The sequence below is a fragment of the Acinetobacter sp. ABJ_C1_1 genome (assembly GCF_044684115.1).
In the GTDB taxonomy this organism is placed as follows: domain Bacteria; phylum Pseudomonadota; class Gammaproteobacteria; order Pseudomonadales; family Moraxellaceae; genus Acinetobacter; species Acinetobacter nosocomialis_A.
In genome coordinates, this window is record NZ_JBITPU010000006.1 from 1 (window position 1) to 20,062 (window position 20,062).

The 20,062-nt window shown below is 41.3% G+C and carries 14 protein-coding genes; 9 read left to right on the forward strand and 5 right to left on the reverse strand.

Features of this window, described 5'->3' with window-relative positions; all coding sequences use genetic code 11:
• Positions 1-627: 627 nt before the first annotated feature.
• The 8 genes from ACG59Z_RS09125 (at position 628) to ACG59Z_RS09160 (ending at position 9,782) form a co-directional block, all read left to right on the forward strand.
• Positions 628-1,350 (forward strand): UTRA domain-containing protein, encoded by a 723-nt coding sequence (locus ACG59Z_RS09125; protein WP_107880227.1) that lies wholly within the window; start codon positions 628-630, stop codon positions 1,348-1,350.
• A 91-nt stretch (positions 1,351-1,441) separates the two neighbouring features.
• Positions 1,442-2,479 carry a putative 2-aminoethylphosphonate ABC transporter substrate-binding protein gene (locus ACG59Z_RS09130; protein ID WP_400198896.1) on the forward strand — a complete coding sequence of 346 codons (1,038 nt, stop codon included), beginning with the start codon at positions 1,442-1,444 and terminating at the stop codon, positions 2,477-2,479.
• Between the two features lie 22 nt (positions 2,480-2,501).
• Positions 2,502-3,704 (forward strand): ABC transporter ATP-binding protein, encoded by a 1,203-nt coding sequence (locus ACG59Z_RS09135; RefSeq protein WP_400198898.1) that lies wholly within the window; start codon positions 2,502-2,504, stop codon positions 3,702-3,704.
• A complete protein-coding gene (locus ACG59Z_RS09140; RefSeq protein ID WP_400198900.1) occupies positions 3,698-5,407 on the forward strand; it encodes a putative 2-aminoethylphosphonate ABC transporter permease subunit in 1,710 nt (569 codons plus the stop codon). Before ACG59Z_RS09135 ends, ACG59Z_RS09140 begins: the two co-directional genes overlap by 7 nt.
• Positions 5,408-5,508: 101 nt before the next feature.
• Entirely contained in the window at positions 5,509-6,663 is a 1,155-nt protein-coding gene (locus ACG59Z_RS09145; RefSeq protein WP_400198902.1) for a TIGR03364 family FAD-dependent oxidoreductase, read from the forward strand.
• A gap of 26 nt (positions 6,664-6,689) precedes the next feature.
• A complete protein-coding gene (gene phnW / locus ACG59Z_RS09150) occupies positions 6,690-7,877 on the forward strand; it encodes a 2-aminoethylphosphonate--pyruvate transaminase (protein WP_400199073.1) in 1,188 nt (395 codons plus the stop codon).
• Positions 7,878-7,913: 36 nt separating this feature from the next.
• Complete coding sequence (gene phnX, locus ACG59Z_RS09155) at positions 7,914-8,729, forward strand: phosphonoacetaldehyde hydrolase (protein WP_400198904.1); 816 nt, start codon at positions 7,914-7,916, stop codon at positions 8,727-8,729.
• A gap of 249 nt (positions 8,730-8,978) precedes the next feature.
• On the forward strand, positions 8,979-9,782 hold the full coding sequence (locus ACG59Z_RS09160) for a thioesterase family protein (RefSeq protein ID WP_400198906.1): 804 nt from the start codon (positions 8,979-8,981) through the stop codon (positions 9,780-9,782).
• Positions 9,783-9,855: 73 nt separating this feature from the next.
• On the opposite strand, the gene ACG59Z_RS09165 is transcribed toward ACG59Z_RS09160, so the two are convergent.
• Positions 9,856-13,338, reverse strand: coding sequence for an indolepyruvate ferredoxin oxidoreductase family protein (locus tag ACG59Z_RS09165; RefSeq protein WP_400198908.1), 3,483 nt, complete (start codon positions 13,336-13,338; stop codon positions 9,856-9,858).
• 204 nt (positions 13,339-13,542) lie between these two features.
• Here ACG59Z_RS09165 and ACG59Z_RS09170 point away from each other — a divergent pair, with 204 nt between their 5' ends.
• Positions 13,543-14,484 (forward strand): LysR family transcriptional regulator, encoded by a 942-nt coding sequence (locus tag ACG59Z_RS09170; RefSeq protein WP_400198910.1) that lies wholly within the window; start codon positions 13,543-13,545, stop codon positions 14,482-14,484.
• A 251-nt stretch (positions 14,485-14,735) separates the two neighbouring features.
• Here ACG59Z_RS09170 and ACG59Z_RS09175 read toward each other — a convergent pair whose 3' ends face one another.
• Genes ACG59Z_RS09175 through ACG59Z_RS09190 form a run of 4 tightly spaced genes read right to left on the reverse strand, consistent with a single transcriptional unit; the run spans position 14,736 to position 20,052 of the window.
• Positions 14,736-15,638: a hydroxymethylglutaryl-CoA lyase gene (locus ACG59Z_RS09175; RefSeq protein ID WP_400198912.1), complete on the reverse strand. Its 903-nt coding sequence runs from the start codon at positions 15,636-15,638 to the stop codon at positions 14,736-14,738.
• Positions 15,635-17,626 carry an acetyl/propionyl/methylcrotonyl-CoA carboxylase subunit alpha gene (locus ACG59Z_RS09180; RefSeq protein WP_400198914.1) on the reverse strand — a complete coding sequence of 664 codons (1,992 nt, stop codon included), beginning with the start codon at positions 17,624-17,626 and terminating at the stop codon, positions 15,635-15,637. Before ACG59Z_RS09180 ends, ACG59Z_RS09175 begins: the two co-directional genes overlap by 4 nt.
• A gap of 11 nt (positions 17,627-17,637) precedes the next feature.
• Positions 17,638-18,441, reverse strand: a complete 804-nt coding sequence (locus tag ACG59Z_RS09185) for an enoyl-CoA hydratase/isomerase family protein (protein ID WP_400198916.1) — start codon at positions 18,439-18,441, stop codon at positions 17,638-17,640.
• 9 nt (positions 18,442-18,450) lie between these two features.
• Positions 18,451-20,052, reverse strand: coding sequence for a carboxyl transferase domain-containing protein (locus ACG59Z_RS09190; RefSeq protein ID WP_257934532.1), 1,602 nt, complete (start codon positions 20,050-20,052; stop codon positions 18,451-18,453).
• Between the last annotated feature and the right edge of the window lie 10 nt (positions 20,053-20,062).

The following is a 20,062-nucleotide window of genomic DNA, read 5'->3' on the forward strand; positions in this document are numbered from 1 at the left end:
GAATAAATAGTCGAGTGGTATTTAACCTTGGAGATGCAGCTATGGTTTTGTTTAATAAATCGACGAATTAGACTTATCTTGTTTTTTTTTAATTAAATTCGTTGTTTGAAATTTTGATTAAATTAAAATTTTATGTTTATTTTTAAATCAGGAAATTTTCTTAATATTTTAGTTTTTATTAAATGGGTGATTTTATATTGAGAGTTTTTAAATATAAGATGGTGGATTTATTTTTTAAATTACTCAAGAAGTTTTGGGGTTTTATTGACCATACTACTCTAATTCTACAAGGCAGTAATATAGGAGGGCGGATATTGAGTGTTAGTACAAATCCTCAATTCCTGTTTAAGAGCCAGTACAAGATATGAATTTTTATCTTAAATAAGTGTCTCAATAAATATGATGTAATGACTAAGCTATGCCGTTTTCCTTGATAAACAGATGAGTCAAGGAAAGTTTTCCGAAGCTAGAGTACGCGTGCACACACGATTTTTTATGGAAAAGCTGAATTGGAAAAAGAGGGGAATAGGACGCATTTTGCTTAAAAGATCAGCATTAATAAAAGCTTTTGTCACATTTTTTCAGTATATTGCTATTAATTTCTTTATTTATAAATTCTAAGTTTGTATGGAACAGGACCAAGCTCGCATACCTAAATATATTCCTATTCGCGATGCGATTGCCCATGATATTGAATCTGGTGTATTAGAAGCCCACGCAAAACTCCCATCAGAAAGAGTGCTTTCGGAACAATTCCAAACCACTCGCGTGGCTGCACGTGAAGCTTTGCTGGCTTTGGAAACTGATGGCCTGATTTATCGATTAGATCGCCGTGGTTGGTATGTTCGTTCTCCTCGCATTATTTATCACCCGCAATCGACAAAAAACTTTAACCAGTTTGTGATTGAACAAGGCTATGAACCTTCGACAGAAGTGATTTCGAGTGAACTGACTCAGGCCACTTCTTGGGATGCAAAGCATTTAAAAGTTGAAAAAGGGCATCCGATTTATTCGGTTTGGCGACGTCGTTGTATTAATGGACGACCTGTTCTAGTTGAACATTTACGGGTGAATGCCGAACTTTTCCCTGAGTTTTTAACTCACGATCTCAAGCAATCCATTACTTTACTGATGGCAAATCAATATAACTGCCATATCACCCGAGCTGACATTAACCTCTATCCAACCGCTTTATCCGACCAACAGGCTAAAGCATTGCATGTAAATACGGGCGCACTGGGTTTATATATTTGCCGTAGCAACAGAAATGAAGAAGGCGTAATTACCGATGTTGACCAAGAATATTGGCTACATGATGTTTTAGATTTACATTTCGAAGCGCGAGCATAAAAATGAAATCTGGTTTAAACCAGATTAATTAAACTGTCATATAAAGCTGTTGAAATACCATCATCAAATAATTGCATTCGATGGTTTGCAGATGAAACAGTATGTTCAACAGACAATTAAACTCGGTACTGCATCAGTTTTAGGTGTAGTGGTCGCTATTCAAATGGGATGTTCATCAGCAACATCAAAACAATCAGAAGAAATTACAGTTTATACGGCAGTGGAAGCCGACCAGCTTAAACAGTACCAAGAAGAATTACATAAAGCCTATCCTGAACTCAAAGTAAAATGGGTACGTGATTCAACAGGTATTATCACCGCTAAACTTTTAGCAGAGCAGAAAAACCCACAAGCAGATGTGGTTTTTGGCGTGGCTTTAACCAGTTTGCTGGTGATGGAAAAGAAAGACATGCTTGAGCCTTTTAAACCTGAAGGCATCCAAAATTTAAAACCAGAATTTGTAAGTCAAAAACCTATACCAACTTGGACGGGTATGGACGCATGGGAATCTGCAATTTGTGCCAATAAAGTCGAATTAGAAAAGCGTAAATTACCGATTCCAAAAACTTGGAAAGATTTAACCAATCCGATTTATAAAAACCTGATTGTCATGCCAAATCCGGCTTCGAGTGGCACAGGCTATTTAGATGTCACAGCTTGGATGCAAATTTGGGGCGAAAAGCAGGCATGGGACTATATGCAGGCTTTGGATAAAAACATTTCCCAATATCCTCACTCGGGTTCAAAACCTTGCAAGATGGCAGCACAGGGTGAAATTCCTATTGGTGTTTCTTTCGGTTATCCGGCATTTAAATTAAAAGCAGAGGGTGCACCTTTAGAAGTGGTTTATCCAACAGAAGGTTTAGGCTGGGAAATGGAAGCCTCAGCAATTGTGAAAGGAACCAAAAAATTAAGTAGCGCACAAAAATTTATAAATTGGTCGGTAAGCAAAGCGGCAAACGAAGCTTATGCACATAACTTTTCAATGGTGGCTTATAAAGGCATTGAAAATACCACTATGGACTTCCCGAAAAATCTTCCTCAAATGCTGGTAAAAAATGATTTTTATTGGTCAGCCGAGCAGCGTGAACGTATTTTGGCTGAATGGTCAAAGCGTTTTGAAAAGTGATCTTTTGGATAAGGGCCTCATTATGCAAATTCCTTCTTCATTGCAATCATCGCTGCTGGGTCAAAACCAAAAGGGCGAGTTAGCAGGGCATTTATTGTCGACCTTAACGACCTATAAATATCCTGAACATGGACCTTCGGTTTTAGAAGTGGTGGATATTCAAAAAAAGTTTCAACACTTTCAGGCTCTAACGCATATTAATTTAGACCTTAAAGCTGGTGAGTTCGTGAGCTTTTTGGGACCTTCAGGATGCGGTAAAACCACATTACTACGCATAATTGCGGGTCTAGAAAAACCTGATTATGGAAAAGTCATAAAAAAGGGTACGGACATTACATTGCTGAGTGCTGAAAAGCGTCACTGTGGCATTGTATTTCAAAACTATGCGTTATTTCCAAACTTAAACGTTGAGGAAAATATTGCGTTTGGCTTAGACAAAAAGAAGTGGGATAAAGTACAGCGTAGCCAACGGGTTCAGCAGTTATTAGAACTGATTGAATTACCCGATATTGCTAAAAAATATCCAAACCAATTGTCAGGCGGGCAGCAGCAACGTGTTGCGCTTGCTCGGGCGATTGCACCGAAGCCTGATATTTTACTATTGGACGAACCCTTGTCTGCACTCGATGCTCAGGTACGCCTAAACCTAAGACAAAAGATCCGTTCGATTCAATCGCAGCTTAATTTGCCAACCATTATGGTCACACACGATCAAGAAGAAGCATTAAGCATTTCTGACCGTGTGGTTGTCATGAATCATGGCGTCATTGAGCAGATTGATACGCCGCACAATATTTACTACAAGCCTCAAACCCAATTCGTTGCAAAGTTTATTGGCACTATGAACTTTTTGACAGCCACTTGTTCAGTAGTCAATCAGCTCGAGGTTTTAGGTTTTATTCCTCTGAATTTGGAACAGCAAAAACTTAAAGCAGGGCAAAGCTACAGCATTGGTTTTAGACCCGAAGCTGTCGAGTTGGTTGATAATTTTGGTAGTGATAAAGAGTCTTTGTATTTACCGGTTAAAGTATTGAGCACTGAATTTTTAGGCGCAAAACGCCGTTTGTTTTGCACTATTCATATCGATGGAATTGAGCAGGCAAAACACCTTTTGCAAATTGAAATTGAAAATACCAAGTTCAAATCTTTGCAAGAACTCATGTTTATAAAAGTGCCTAATCAGCTCATTCATGTCTTTGACGAACAAGGGTACGCACTATGTTAAATGAAGCTGCTTCAGCGGTTTTAAAAACACAGCCGCGTCGAAAAACTGAATATTCATTAAGATCAAATATTGCTTTGGCTATGGTCGCAATCGCTTTGACTTTAGCAATTATTGCTCCTTTAATGATGCTGTTTGAAACCGCATTTTTTGATGAAAATCAAAATTTTGTTGGTCTTGAAAATTTTTATAACTATTTTGCAAGTCCAGCTTTACTCAGCTCTATATTTAACTCGGTGTGGGTTGCTTGTGCTGCTACTGTCATTACAGTATTTCTTGCCAGTATTTATGCTTTTGCACTCACCAATGTAAATATAAAAGGCAAAGGCTTCTTTAAAGTGGTCGCTTTTTTACCCATTTTAGCGCCATCACTTTTGCCTTCTTTGGCATTGGTTTATTTGTTTGGTAAGCAAGGTGTGTTTAAACCTTTACTGGGCGATATACAAATTTATGGTCCAATCGGTATTTTAATCAGTTATTGCTTTTGGCTATTTCCAGCAATTTTGATGTTGATGATGGTATCTTTTCGCAGTGTCGATCAGCGTTTAATTGAAGCCTCTTTGTCGCTCGGCAAAAATATCTGGAAGACGCATTACCACGTCACACTACCTGCAATTCGGTATGGACTCATCAGTGCAAGTCTGGTGGCTTTTATTTATGTGTTGACCGATTTTGGTATTCCAAAAGTCATTGGCGGTTCATTTAACATGATGGCGCTTGATGTCTATAAACAGATTATTGGTCAGCAAAATATGAGCATGGGTGCAGTGATTTCCATCTTATTGTTGTTACCAGCAGTTTTTGTATTCATTTTCGATCGTATTCAAAGCAAACGCCATGCACGGTTTCAAGCCTTTCAGGCTAAACCTTATGTTTCAGCATCGAATAAAAAACTTGAAGTCGTTCTGGGCTTATTTTGTGGTTTAGTTTCAGGTGCGATTTTACTGATTATCTTTACGGCAGTGCTGGCTTCATTCATTCAGTCTTGGCCTTATGATTTGTCTTTGACCTTAGCACATTACAGTTTTGAATATGTCGATGGCGGCGGTTGGGCTGCGTACTTTAACTCGGTTCGTATGGCACTCTTTAGTACGGTTTTTGGAACAGCACTGATTTTTATGGTGGCACTATTAACCGAACGTTTTAAGGCACATCCACTCATTAAAAACTATGTGCAAGCTTTAGTTTTATTACCCCTTGCTGTACCGGGGTTGGTGCTAGGTATTGCTTATATTTTGTTTTTTAACCAACAAAGTAATCCGTTAAATGTGCTGTATGGAACCATGACCATTTTGGTGATTTCAACCATCATGCATTATTACACTGTGCCGCATCTCACTTTAAGCAATGCCATTAAACAAATTCCTTTACAGCTCGATCAGGCGGCGGAAACTCTGGGAACATCGAAGTGGAAAACCTTTTGGAAAGTCTATTTGCCTATGTGTTTTCCTGCGCTATGCGATGTATCGGTCTATATTTTTGTGAATGCCATGACCACTGTGTCAGCTGCGATTTTCCTTTATTCACCAGACACCAGTTTAGCTGCTGTAGCTGTTTTAAATATGGATGATGCAGGAGATACTGTTGCTGCTGTTGCGATGAGCATTTTGATTTTAACCACCTCATGTGTTGTAAAACTCATTCACTGGTTATTTACTAGAAAAATTATGGCAAGAAGTCAGCAATGGCGTGAAAGTTCTCACTAAGTTTTAGCTAAACACAATTTTTATTTAACCGACTGAAACGAAATGCTTTGTTCAACAAGGCAAGGGTTTATTCATCCTAAATTTCGTAAATTGGAAGTCTTATGAATCACGTACAGTTTGATTTAATTGTTGTCGGAGCAGGTATTTTAGGTTTGTCCGCTGCAATACAGGCACAAGAACAAGGCTTGAAAGTTTGTATCTTCGAGAAAAATGCCAAGCCTGTGGGCGCAACTCGCCGTAATTTCGGCATGGTTGGAACATCGACCTTAACCCATCCAGAGCAACAGTGGCGAAAGTACGCTCTTGAAACGCGTTCTTTTTATCGACGCATTCAGGCTGAAACCGATATTTCATTTGAGCAAAGACAAGGTGTGTATCTCGCCAATACGGCACTTGAATGGCAGGTTTTAAATGAGTTTGCCGAGCGTGCAAATAATTACCAAATTCCAGTTCATTTGCTAAACCATGATGAACTGGTCACCCAATTTTCTTATTTAAACCCCGCGCAGCAGTTTCAAGGCGGCTTGGTTTTTGAAGAAGATTATTCGGTTGAACCCCATGTGGTTGGGCAGCGACTATTGGCATATGCACAAAGTCAAGGTGTAGAGATTTATACCAATGCCTGTGTCGTTCAAACCCAATATCAGCAGGGAAGTTGTCAGGTTCGTTTGGCAAGTGGTGAGACTTATCGGGCAAATAAAGTTTTGATCTGTCACGGTGAAGTCATCGATGTTTTATATCCAGATCTTTTACAAAGCTTGAATCTGAAACGTTGTGGCCTACAAATGGCTCTGACTCAACCGTTTCACCAAAACTTAAATGCTTCTCTTTATTCAGGCTTATCTATTTCACGTTATCCGGCTTTTGAAATTTGCCCAAGTCATGCCGAGCTAGTTAAAGCATCACAGCAGGGTTTCATTAAAGAATTCGGTATTCATATTCTGATTAAACAAAACGAATTTGGCGAACTGATCGTAGGAGATAGTCACGAATATCATTCTATTAACGAAGCGCCTCAGTTCGAGCAGCGTGAAGAGATTAATGAATTTATCCAAGCTTATTGTCATGAAAAACTAGGGCTGAATTTACCTCCAATTCAAAAACGTTGGAATGGTTATTACCTGACCCATGAACATGAGTTGGCCTGTGTCACTGAAGCTGAAAAAAATATCTTTCTGGTGAGTGCGATTGCTGGCAAAGGCATGACTACAGGGGCTGGCTTTATGAAAGAAATATTAGAACAAAATATTTACTAGTTTGTCATCTGGTTTAAACCAGATTGATGTATATTGAAATGAACGCGAAAGAAATGAGTAACATTATGAACATGCAACCCCAACTCGATATGGATTTAGAGAACAAGTATTTGCTTCTTACTCCAGGACCATTATCAACATCGGCAACAGTACGCCGTGCCATGCAAAAAGACTGGTGTACTTGGGACCAAGAATATAATTCGCTGGTACAAGATATTCGCTCTCGTTTAGTCAACTTAGCAACCAGCCAACCTGAAAAATATACGGCTGTGTTAATGCAAGGCAGTGGAAGTTTTGCTGTAGAGTCTGTGCTTGGGTCAGCTATTCCGCGTGATGGCAAAATCTTGATCATTAATAACGGCGCATACGGTGCACGTATGGTGCAAATGGCGTGTTGCTTAAATATTGAAGTTGTAGAACTGAACTATTTAGAAACCCAAACACCAGATTTACAAGAAATTGAGCGCGTTTTAGAAGATAAAACCATTAGCCATGTTGCTTGTGTGCACTGTGAAACCACCACAGGTATTTTAAATCCGATTCAAGAGATAGGCCGTTTAGTTAAAGCGGCAGGAAAAATCTGGATTGTGGATGCCATGAGTTCATTTGGTGGAGTACCTATGGATATTGCTGAGCTTGAAATTGATTTTCTGATTTCAAGTGCAAATAAATGTATTCAAGGTGTTCCGGGTTTTGGTTTTATTTTGGCAAAGCGTGATTGCCTAGAAGCATGTAAAGGCTTGGCACGTTCGGTCAGTCTCGATTTATATGACCAGTGGAATACGATGGAGCAGCATAAAGGTAAATGGCGTTTTACCTCGCCAACCCATGTGGTTCGTGCATTTTATCAAGCCTTGCTTGAGCTTGAAGCCGAAGGGGGAGTTGCTGCACGTTATCAACGTTATTTACAAAATCAACAAACCTTATCTAAAGGTATGCAACAACTTGGCTTTGAATTGGTGCTCGGTAAAGAGTGCCCACAATCACCCATCATTACCACTTTTCTGTACCCGACAGCCGAAACATTTAGCTTTCAGTCCTTCTACGAAACCCTGAAAAAATCAGGTTATGTAATTTATCCGGGCAAAGTCACTGACCTTAATTGTTTCCGTATTGGCAATATTGGCGAAGTTTATATTCATGACATTGAAGGGCTTCTTGCTGCGATTGCGAGCTACTGTGAAAACCATCTAAATCAAGCTGTAACAGCATAATTTTTATTAAAACATTTGAATTAAAGGGAATACACCATGACGACCAACAATACACAAATTCAGGCTGTGGTTTTTGACTGGGCTGGTACAACAGTAGATTTTGGCTCACGCGCACCAATTTTAGCTTTTATGGCGTTATTCAAAGACAATAAAGTTGAAATTACGGTTGAAGAAGCGCGTGCGCCAATGGGTTTAGAAAAACGTGATCATATTGCTGCTGTTTTAAAAATGCCACGAGTAGCAGCTGCATGGCAGGAAGTTTATGGTCAAGCGGCAACAGAAGCAGATATTGATCGTTTATATAAGGACTTTATTCCTTATCAATTAGATTCGATTCCGACATGCTCGGCTTTAATACCGGGTGCATTGGCGACTTTTGAAAATATTAAAAATCGCGGTGCAAAAATTGGTAGTAACACGGGATATGCATCTATGATGATTGGTCGTTTGGTTAAAGATGCTGCCGATCAGGGCTACCGTCCAGACTGTATCGTTACTGCCAGCGACGTGAAATATGGCCGTCCATATCCTGAAATGCTATGGAAGAACTTAATTCAACTCGACGTATCGGACATCAAAACTGTTGTAAAAGTAGATGATACCGTGGTGGGCATTGATGAAGGTTTAAACGCAGGGTGCTGGACAGTCGGGCTTGCGATTAGCGGTAACGAAGTCGGTTTAAGCTTTGAAGAGTGGAGTGCATTATCGGCGGATGAGCAGATCATTCTAAAAGATAAGGCATACAAAAAAATGAATGCGTCGGGTGCTCACTATGTGATTGATAGTGTCGCTGATTTACCCAATGTTTTAGATGATATTGAACGCCGTTTGGGGCAGGGTGAACGTCCTTAATCAGATGCTTGCGTAAAAAGAACCTGCTATAAAGCGGGTTTTTTTATAAGTTAAAATAACTTTTGGTTTTAATCTTTTATTCATATTTAACAGTAAACACATTTTTGTTCAGTGAATTTGTAATTTTAGACTCATGAGTTTTTGGTAGGAAAAACCAGTTGAGCCAAATAAATAGAGGGTTAACATAAGCATTAAAACGTGAATTTTCATCAAATATAGATGTTGGATAAGGACTACGGAAAGAAAATCATGAATGCTTATTATCAATTACTGAATAGAACAATCGGTCCTCAAGGCGAAGTTATTGCTCATTATTGCTCAACTGTCCATGCACAAGGGGCTTGGAACCCTCATGAACAGCATATGGCACCTGCAAGTGGTGTCATCGCAGCTGAGTTAGAGCAATTTTCACCACGACAAGATATGCGAATTGGTCGAATTAGTTTTGATATTTTTGGACTAATTGCATTTGGTGAATTTACGATTAAGACACATGTGATTCGTGCCGGTAAAACCATTGAATTGATTGAAGCCGAAATGCAAGCCCAAGGTAAAACCTGTATTGTGGCTAGAGCATGGCGCATGTGTACTCAAGATAGTTCCGATATTGCTGGGCTTGAAGATCAACCAGTTCATCACCCAGATACCTTTACCGAATGGCCGGGTATGAAAAGATGGCCGGGTGGTTTTATCCAGACACTCGTCACTAAAACTGATGATCAGCATCGCGCGGGCAAAGGGGTTGTTTGGCTTAATAATGATAAAGAAATGGTTGAAGGGCAGCCGACCACAGATTTTGCCCATTTGATTGGCATGATAGATACAGCAAACGGGATTGTGCCTAGACAAGAAGGCGAATTTACTTGGGGCTTCCCAAATCTTGATTTACAGATTCACATGCACCGTTATCCGAAAGGTAAATGGTTAGGTCTGGAAACCGTTCAGCAATATGGCTCAGATGGCATTGGTTTAACCAGTGCAGTTTTACATGACGTGTATGGTCCATTTGGTCGAAGCGAGCAGATTTTGACGTTACGTAAAATGGCTAAATAAATATTTGAGCCAATAAAAAAGTCATCCCTAAGGATGACTTTTTTATTTTCAGATTTTCATTCTAAGCAATTTCTTAGCTACGAACTTTAATGAGTGTTGGTGTAAGTTCATCCCAACGTTGTTTTGCAGCATCCATTGCCTTCATTTTGATATGACCATAACCACGAACTTCTGCTGGTAATTTTGCAATTTGCTCAGCAACTGCCAAGTTATGATTGTCTGGTGCTTCAACAAGTGCTTCAACAAATGCGATGTAACGGTCACGCCATGCTTGTTCATGTTGACGCTCTTCTTGACGTGCAAATGGGTCAAGGAAAGTTTCACGAAGCCATTGTAAACGAGCAAGCATCATCATTGGTAAGCGCATCCAGTAACCAAACGCACGTTTACGGACATTTTTCAGGCCACCAAATAACGCTGGCGGAGCAAGATGATACGTTAAACGTAAGCCTTTACCGAATTGGGTTTCGATCGATTCTTTGAAGCTTTTACCTGTTAAAAGACGTGCAACTTCATATTCATCTTTATAAGCCATAACTCTATAAAGCTGAGTTGCAATTGTACCTGTTAATTCTTCAGGTAGTTTTTTAGCAGCCAATTCTACAAGTGTGCGGTATTTAGCTGCATAAGCTTCATTCCAATAGTCTGTTAGACGAGCAGAGCGGTCTTCAACAAGTTCAGCCAAAGTTTGCGGCGTTTTAGTTTTTGGCATTGCTGCAACTAAACGAGCAGCTAAAGTTGGGTCACTTGCAAGATGACAACCCACACGGAAAGCTTCAAGGTTCTTTTCAACAGCAGTACCATTGAGGCGAATTGCTTTTTCAATACTTTCACGCAGTAATGGAATGCGACCAGATTGCCATGCCATACCGAGTAATAACTGGTTGGTATAAATTGAATCACCTAACAGTTGTGTTGCAATGCGAGCTGCTGGCAGAGAAACCAGTTGACCTTGACGAACACGACCACGGAGGCGATCAATTAAATCGCTAATCGGTGCATACCAGTCACGAGATTTAATAAACTCAGAAGTAGGAGTACTGTCTTCATTCACAATAACCAAAGCATCATCTTTTAAGCGAGAAAGAGCAGCACTACCACCAGCCACTACCGCATCTGCACCAATCAATAATTCACATTGTCCTGCCGGAATTTTGGTAGAAGAAATTTGCTCATCACTTGCCGCAAGTTGAACGTATGAATAAACCGTACCACCTTTTTGAGCAAGACCTGCCATGTCCATAACACGTGTTGCTTTACCTTCTAGATGAGCTGCCATACCAAGAAGTGCACCAATAGTCACAACACCTGTACCACCAATACCACCAACCATGATACGACTTGGAACGTCATATAACTGAGGAATAACAGGTGATGTCGGCCAGCCTGCGCCAATGCCTTCAAATTTAGCTGGACGTTTCATATCACGTGTATGAACAGTCACAAAACTAGGGCAGAACCCTTCGGCACAAGTGAAGTCCTTATTACAGCTACTTTGGTTAATTTGACGTTTAGTCCCTAAAGCTGTTTCTACAGGTTCAATAGATAAACAGTTTGATTTTTTCGAGCAGTCGCCACAGCCTTCGCAAATATCACTATTAATGTATAAACGCTCAGCCGGATCAGGGTAGGCATCACGTTTACGACGACGGCGTTTTTCACTGGCACAGGTTTGTACATAAATTAAAGCGGTTACACCTGTAACTTCACGAAGCTCGCGTTGAACCGTATCGAGTTCATTACGGTGGCGAATCTCTACACCCGGTGCAATACCGTCTTCTTCGTTTAATAGTTTAACTTCATCCGTCACGATGACTTGTTTTTTAATACCTTCAGCAGCAAGCTGGCGAGTTAACTGTGCAACGCTCAAATGACCATCTACATGCTGACCACCTGTCATAGCGACTGCATCGTTGTAGAGGATTTTGTAGGTAATATTAGTTTTTGCAGCGATAGACTGACGGATTGCTAAGTAACCTGAGTGGAAATAGGTTCCATCACCAAGGTTAGCAAAAATGTGTTTTTCATTGGTAAATGGTGATGCACCTACCCAACTTACACCTTCACCGCCCATTTGAGAGAACGTTTCAGTACCGCGGTCAAGTGAAACGGCAATATAGTGACAACCGATACCGCCTAATGCACGGCTACCTTCAGGAACTACGGTTGAAGAGTTATGAGGGCAACCACTACAGAAATAAGGTTTACGTTCTGCAAGATCAATAACACGTTTTGATTCTTGCTCTGCTTTTAGCAGTAAGTCGATTCTGCTTTGTATTTGTGCTTTTAAGTTTTCTGGAATATCAAGTTTTAAGAAGCGAGCAGCCAGCATTTTTGCAATCGGTTCAGGCTGATACTCATAGTGACCAATGAGCGGTGCTTCTTCAATAGTGGTACTCCATTCGCCTTTACCATCAGTTGCTTTACCAATCACATGTGGGCGTTTGCCGTCAGGCAGTGAATACAGCTCATCTTTAATTTGTGTTTCAATAATTGGACGTTTTTCTTCAATAACGATCAGTTCTTGCAAGCCTTCGGCAAACTCACGAACACCTTGTGGTTCTAAAGGCCAAATCAGTCCAACTTGATAAACACGTAGCCCAAGTTGTTGGGCAGTTTCATCTTCAATACCTAAAATGCGTAAAGCTTCAATCGTATCTAAATAACCTTTACCACTTGCGGCAATACCAATACGGGCATTTTCACAAGGCCATGTTACGGTATTGATTTTGTTGGCGCGGGCATAAGCCAAAACAGCAGGTAAGCGATATTTATAAAGACGTTCTTCTTGCTGAATGCCATGATCTGGCCAACGAATATTGACGCCACCCTCTGGGAAATTGACATCTTCTGGTATAACCGGAGTAACACGGTCTAGGTCGACATGAACTGAAGCAGAAGTTTCTACAATTTCACTGACCAGCTTCATTGAAGACCAAAGGCCAGAAAAACGTGAAACAGCAATGGCGTGAACACCAAAGTCTAAAATTTGTTGAACGGATGTTGGGTAGAAAATTGGAATACCACAACCAATCATGACATGTTCAGACTGGTGAGGAATTGTAGAAGATTTACATGAGTGGTCATCACCAAATAAAGCAACGACACCACCACGTTCAGAGGTACCAGCTAAGTTAGCATGGCGGAGTACATCGCCTGAACGGTCAACACCCGGGCCTTTACCATACCACCATGAAGACACTCCATCATATTTGCCTTGGCCTGAAAGGTTAACTTGTTGGGTACCCCAAATTGCGGTAGCAGCCAAGTCTTCGTTTACACCAGGTTGAAATACAACATTATGGGATTTAAGTAATCCTTGAACTTGCCAAAGGAAACTATCATAGTTACCAACAGGAGAACCGCGATAACCAGAAATAAAACCAGCAGTATGATAACCATTCATCGCGTCACGGCGAGTTTGGGCAAGAGGCAACCGAACAAGTGCCTGAATGCCGGTCATATATGCTGTACCGTTATCACTTACATATTTATCTTCAAGTGACACATCCTTTGTTGCAATAATATTTGGAGTGACTTTTGTAGCTATATTCATTTATATCTCCTTAGAATTTTTAGTAGCTCGAACTACTTTCTTTTTTCAACATCCAGTTGAATATTTGGAGCAAGTGACATACGAAATAAAAAAAGATCGGTTCCTCTTCTTAAAAAGAATTAGTGCCAATGTATGTACATTTAGTCATTGTGGTTGATCTAAACTGGTGCAACAATCCGTAATTTAGGAAAACATATTTACGTTATGCGCAAAAATCTCGATGGTGGACTATTGCATGCAATGCATGCATTCCTGAAAGTGATTGATAGCGGGAGTTTCACAGCAGCAGCTGAGCAGATGGATCTGACCACAGCACAGGTTTCACGTCTTATCAGCGAGCTAGAAACACGCTTAGGTACAAAATTAATACAACGTTCAACGCGCCAGCAGGCACTGACCGATATTGGTGCAACTTACGCAGAGCGCTGTCGCCAAGTCATTTCAATGGTGGATGAAGCAGAATCAGAAGTAACAGGAACGGCATCTAAACCCAAAGGACGTTTACGTGTATTAAGCATGGGAAGCTTTGGGCATCATTATGTTTTTCCAGTGATGGCTGAGTTTTGTAAGCATTATCCCGAATTAACCGTGGAATATACGACTTCACAGTACGTTCCAGACTTGTTGGCAAAAGGGGTGGATGTCAGTCTTTATCTCACTGAATCTTTAACAGACTCCCGTTTTGTTGCACGCAGAATTGGTACTATTTTTTCTGTTTTATGTGCTTCACCTGCTTATCTCGAAAAACATGGTGTGCCGAAGTCCCCAGAAGACTTAAAAGATCATGCCTGTTTACGCTTAGTAAACCCATCTATTACACCAGATTGGCACTTATTAAATGCAAAGGGTGAGTCTTACCAAATTGATACTGGCGGGCAACTCATTGCAGATAACCCTGAGTTATTGTTAGATGTGGTGCAACAAGATATGGGCGTGGCGTTATTGCCGATGTTTTCGGCTTTAGATGCAGTTCAGAATGGAAGATTATGTCATATCTTGCCAGAGTGGCGTTCGCCCGATATAGGAGTTTATACCTTATTGCCTTCACGCCACTTTATTGATGCTAAAACGCGTGCATGGCTAGATTGGGTGGAAGAATATATTTCCCCAAGAATTGAAATGGATGCATCTTATTTTTATAAATAATCAGATAAATTTTTTTAGGACTAAGATAGAAAAGGATGAAAAATAATACGGATTTAGAATAAAAAGAGGGTAGAGAATGCTTCTGTTGATAGGGGCATTTGATACAGAGATAAATGATAAATTTTAAATAAATAGCATGAGGGATTTAGTCCCAATTCCTGAACGAAATGAGATAAAGATGAGATAGGATGATCTGGTACTTTGCCTAATATTAAGCCTTATACCAGATGCTGAGCTATTTTAATTTATGACTACGCACACTTGGTTTGCCAATACGCATTTGCATAATTCGACAAGCTTTTTCGGTTTAATACATTGCTAATATTTTGGCTGGCTTGCATCAGTTTTTCTAAGTCTATGCCAGTTTCAAAGCCCATGTGTGACAGTAAATAAAACAGATCTTCGGTCGATACATTACCTGAGGCACCTTTGGCATAAGGGCAACCGCCAAGTCCTGCAAGAGACGAGTCAAAAACACGAATACCTTGCTGTAAAGACTGATAAATATTGGCAATTGCCATACCGTAAGTGTTATGGAAATGCCCAGCCAAAACCTTACTATCGAGTTCAACGAGGCAAGCTTGCCAAACCTTTTGAACGCGATCTGGTGTTGCGGTACCAATAGTTTCACCTAAAGACACCTCATAGCAGCCCATGTCATAGAGCCGTTTCACAACTTTCACCACTTGTTCAGGAGCAATTGCGCCTTCATAGGGACAGTCGACTATACAAGAGACATAACCGCGTACACGAATGTTATGGGCTTTTGCAGCAGTCATGACATCGCTAAATTTCTCAAAGCTTTCGTCAATGGAGCAGTTAATATTTTTACGGGTAAAGCTTTCAGAAGCTGCGGTAAACACCGCAACCTCTTTGCATCCTACCGCTTGAGCAGTTTCAAAACCTTTAATATTGGGCGTGAGCAAGCTAAATTGCACATCGGTTGTTTGGGGGAGTTGCTTAAAGAGCTCATCACTTTGAGCCATTTGCGGCACCCATTTTGCTGAAACGCATGAACCGACTTCAATCGATTTCAGACCTGCATTAATTAGGTCATTAATGAAGTTTAAGCGTTGTTCGACGGTTAAAGCCTGCTTTTCGTTTTGGAGGCCATCTCTGGGACCGACCTCCACGATTTTGACAAACTCACTCATGCAACTTCCTCCTGCGCAGGCTGAAATTCCACAAGCTCGTCGCCAGCTTTGACCTGATCACCGACTTGGAAGTAGGAATCTACAATCAAGCCGTCTTTAGGCGCACGAATGGTGTATTCCATTTTCATGGCTTCAAGCGTCATTAAAATATCGTCTTTCTTCACGCTATGATTTGCACTTACTAACACTTGCGTGACCACACCCGGCATTGGTGCTTTTAGGTGGCCTTCATCGGCTTGGCTATCTGCTTGATTAAAGTCTTGGCGAATATAAGCAAACTTATAGCTTTGTCCATTTTGGAACAAGGTAATGCCTTGCTGACTTTGGTTAAAAGACAGCTTTTGCTGAGTTCCACCAATTTGAACAGAGGCCGTATGTGCATCAATCAATTGGCCAGAAATCGGGTAGCTTTGACCGTTATATTCTGCGGTGAAGCCGCCTTCATTTGAGGCAAACTTGATTTGGATATTTTGGTTTAAATAATTCAGTTTAATGCTGTGCTGATAAGCAATATTTAAACGCCAAAGTGGTTGAGCCTGCCAAAGCTGTTTTTGGCTTGAGCTGTTGTTATTAAGTTTGCTTAGAAACTCAATAAATGCCGCTGCCACTACAAGTTCAGGTTTGATATCTTCAGGGCTAAACAAGAAGTTTTGTTCACGTTGAATCAGGTTGGTATCAAGCTTGGCTTGTTTAAAAGACTCACTGCGTACAATTTTTTCAAGAAAGGCAATGTTGTTACCTAAGCCATCCACATGGAATTGGCTTAAAGCATTTTGCATTTGAATAAGCGCAGCTTCACGGTTTTTGCCCCATACGATGAGTTTGGCAATCATTGGGTCGTAATAGGTCGTGATTTCATCGCCTTCAACAATACCGCTGTCTACACGTACATATTGGTTTTGAGTTGGGTAATGCAAATAGTCAATTTTACCAATGGCAGGTAAAAAGCCTTTTTCTGGTTCTTCGGCGTAAATACGTGCTTCGAGCGCATGTCCATGAATTTGTAATTCGTTTTGTAGTTTAGGCAAAGGTTCGCCATAAGCGACGCGAAGTTGCCACTCGACCAAGTCTTCACCTGTAATCATTTCAGTAACAGGGTGCTCGACTTGCAGACGGGTATTCATTTCCATGAAATACGCCGTACCGTCTTGTTCTACAATAAACTCAACCGTACCTGCGCCCACATAATTTACCGCGCGTGCAGCATCAATTGCCGCTTGGCGCATTGCATCGAGCTTCTCGCTTGGCATTTGTGGAGCTGGGGCTTCTTCTAGTACTTTTTGGTGACGGCGTTGTACCGAACAATCGCGTTCAAACAAATGTACGTAGTTGCCATGTGTATCGCCAAACACTTGCACTTCAATATGGCGCGGTTGAATCACATAACGCTCAATCAAGACATCATCATTACCAAAGCTCGATTTGGCTTCACGTTTACAAGAGGCTAAGGCATGCAGAAAATCTTCACTACGTTCAACCAGACTCATGCCTTTACCACCGCCGCCCGCACTGGCTTTAATTAAAACAGGATAGCCAATTCGGTCTGCCTGTTGTTTTAAAAAGTCGGCATCTTGGTTGGTTCCGTGATAGCCCGGTGTTAAAGGGACACCAGCTTTTTCCATTAAAGCTTTAGAGGTCGCTTTTAAGCCCATCGCTAAAATGGCATCCACTGGCGGTCCAATAAAGCAAATATTGTGTTGTTGGCAAGCGAGTGCAAACTGGTCATTTTCAGAAAGGAATCCGTAGCCCGGGTGAACCGCTTGGCTGCCTGTATCAATCGCTGCTTGAATAATACGATCAACCTGTAAATAACTTTGTGTTGCAGGGGACTGACCAATATAAACTGCTTCATCGGCAAGTTTGACGTGTTGTGCGTTTGCATCTGCATCTGAGTAAACGGCAACCGTTGCAATACCTAACTTTTTAGCTGTACGAATCACACGGCAGGCAATCTCGCCACGGTTCGCAATTAAAATCTTTTCAAACATGATGATCGTCCTTAATTGTTGTTATTCGAGTTAGAAACCCAAGCAGGCTGTTGTTTATTTAAAAAGGCACTTAGACCTTCTTTTGCTTCGCTGCCTTGACGAACTTGAGCAATATGATGAGCTGTCTGTTGCAGCAAATCATTGCTCATGGTCTGGTTGCTCACCATTTGAATGAGTTGTTTTGAGGCCGCTTGAGCATGCGGGCCACCAAGTAATAGAGCATCAATAATTTCTTGAACTTTTTTATCTAAGTCTTCAGCATCTGCTACTTCGTGTGCTAAACCAATTTGTTTGGCTTCACGTGCTGAAATCCGCTCGGCAGTTAAGAAGTAACGAGACGCTTGTCTTGCGCCAATTGCACGAATTACATAAAGACTAATGGTAGATGGAGCAAGCCCTAAACGAACTTCAGATGTTGCAAACTTGGCATCAGTGCTGGCAATGCAAATATCACATGCTGACGCTAAACCCATGCCGCCACCAAAGGCAATGCCATGCACTCGGGCAATGGTCGGTTGTTTAAGCGTTGCAAGTGCATCAAGCATTTGTGCAAGTTTTAATGCATCTGCTTCATTTTCTGCTGAAGATGCCTGACCTGCCTGTTTCATCCAGTTGAGGTCGGCACCTGCCGAAAAGCTTTTGCCGCGACCTGCTAGAACCACAACACGAATGTCATCACGCGTATTAATTTGTTTAAAGCAGGCATGTAGTTCTTCAATGACTGTCGTATTAAAAGCATTGTGTAATTCAGGGCGGTTCAGCCAAACATAGGCAACCTGACATTGTTGTTCGAGTTGTAAAAATTGATAGCTCATATACACCTCTTACATGCGGAACACGCCAAATTTGGTTGGCTGGATTGGAGCATTCATAGCAGCTGCAAGACTTAAACCAAGTACCTGACGAGTTTGCGCTGGGTCAATTACGCCGTCATCCCAAAGGCGGGCAGAAGCATAGTATGGATGGCCTTGGCGCTCGTATTGTTCACGAATCGGTTGCTTAAACTCATCTTCTTGTTGCGCTGACCACTCTGCACCTTTTTGCTCAATTTGATCGCGCTTTAAAGTTGAAAGTACGCTTGCGGCTTGTTCGCCGCCCATCACTGAAATACGAGAGTTTGGCCATGTCCATAAAAAGCGTGGTGAATAAGCGCGACCACACATACCGTAGTTACCTGCGCCAAACGAACCACCAATAATCAGGGTAAGTTTTGGTACATTTGCGGTTGCAACTGCCATAACCAATTTAGCGCCGTTTTTTGCAATCCCTTCATTTTCATACTGGCGACCGACCATAAAGCCGGTGATGTTTTGTATAAATAACAATGGAATATTGCGCTGTGTGCACAGTTCAATAAAGTGAGCACCTTTTTGAGCAGACTCGGAAAATAAAATTCCGTTATTGGCAATAATGCCGACTGGCATGCCGTAGAGAGAAGCGAAACCCGTTACAAGTGTTGAGCCAAAGCGGGCTTTAAACTCGTCAAAACGAGAGCCGTCTACAATACGTGCAATGACTTCACGCACATCGAAAGGTTTACGCGCATCACTTGGCACCACGCCATAGAGTTCCGATGCATCAAATAATGGTTCATCAATTTGCTTATTTAACTCATTTGGCTTTTTATTTAAGTTCGCAACAATGTTTCGCGCAATGGCAATTGCATGTTCATCATTTTCGGCTAAATGGTCAGCTACCCCTGAAAGACGTGTGTGAACATCACCACCGCCTAAATCTTCACTGCTCACCACTTCGCCAGTTGCAGCTTTTACCAGAGGGGGACCACCTAAGAAAATCGTACCTTGATTACGGACAATAATCGTTTCATCAGACATCGCTGGTACATACGCACCACCTGCGGTACAGCTACCCATTACCACGGCAATTTGGGCAATACCTAGGCTGGACATGCGTGCCTGATTATAGAAAATACGCCCAAAGTGATCACGGTCTGGGAAAACCTCATCTTGCATTGGTAAATAGGCACCGCCTGAATCTACTAAATAAATACAAGGCAAGTGATTTTGTTCAGCAATTTCTTGTGCGCGTAAATGCTTTTTAACCGTAAGTGGGTAATACGTTCCACCTTTAACCGTTGCATCGTTGGCAACGATCATGCAAGTTACGCCGTTGACTTGACCAATACCAGCAATCACACCCGCAGCAGGAACATCATCTTCATAAACGTTGTACGCTGCCAACTGACCAATTTCTAAAAATGCCGTACCGACATCAATCAGTTGATCAATACGTTCACGGGGTAAAAGTTTACCTCGAGCCAAATGTTTTTGACGGGCATTTTCACCACCGCCTAACGCAATACGCTGGGCAACTTGTTTGAGATCTGTGACCAATGTTTGCATGGCTTGCTGGTTTGTTTTGAAGTCTTCGCTTCGAACATTAATCTTGCTTTGTAATTGGTTCATAAGATGCATC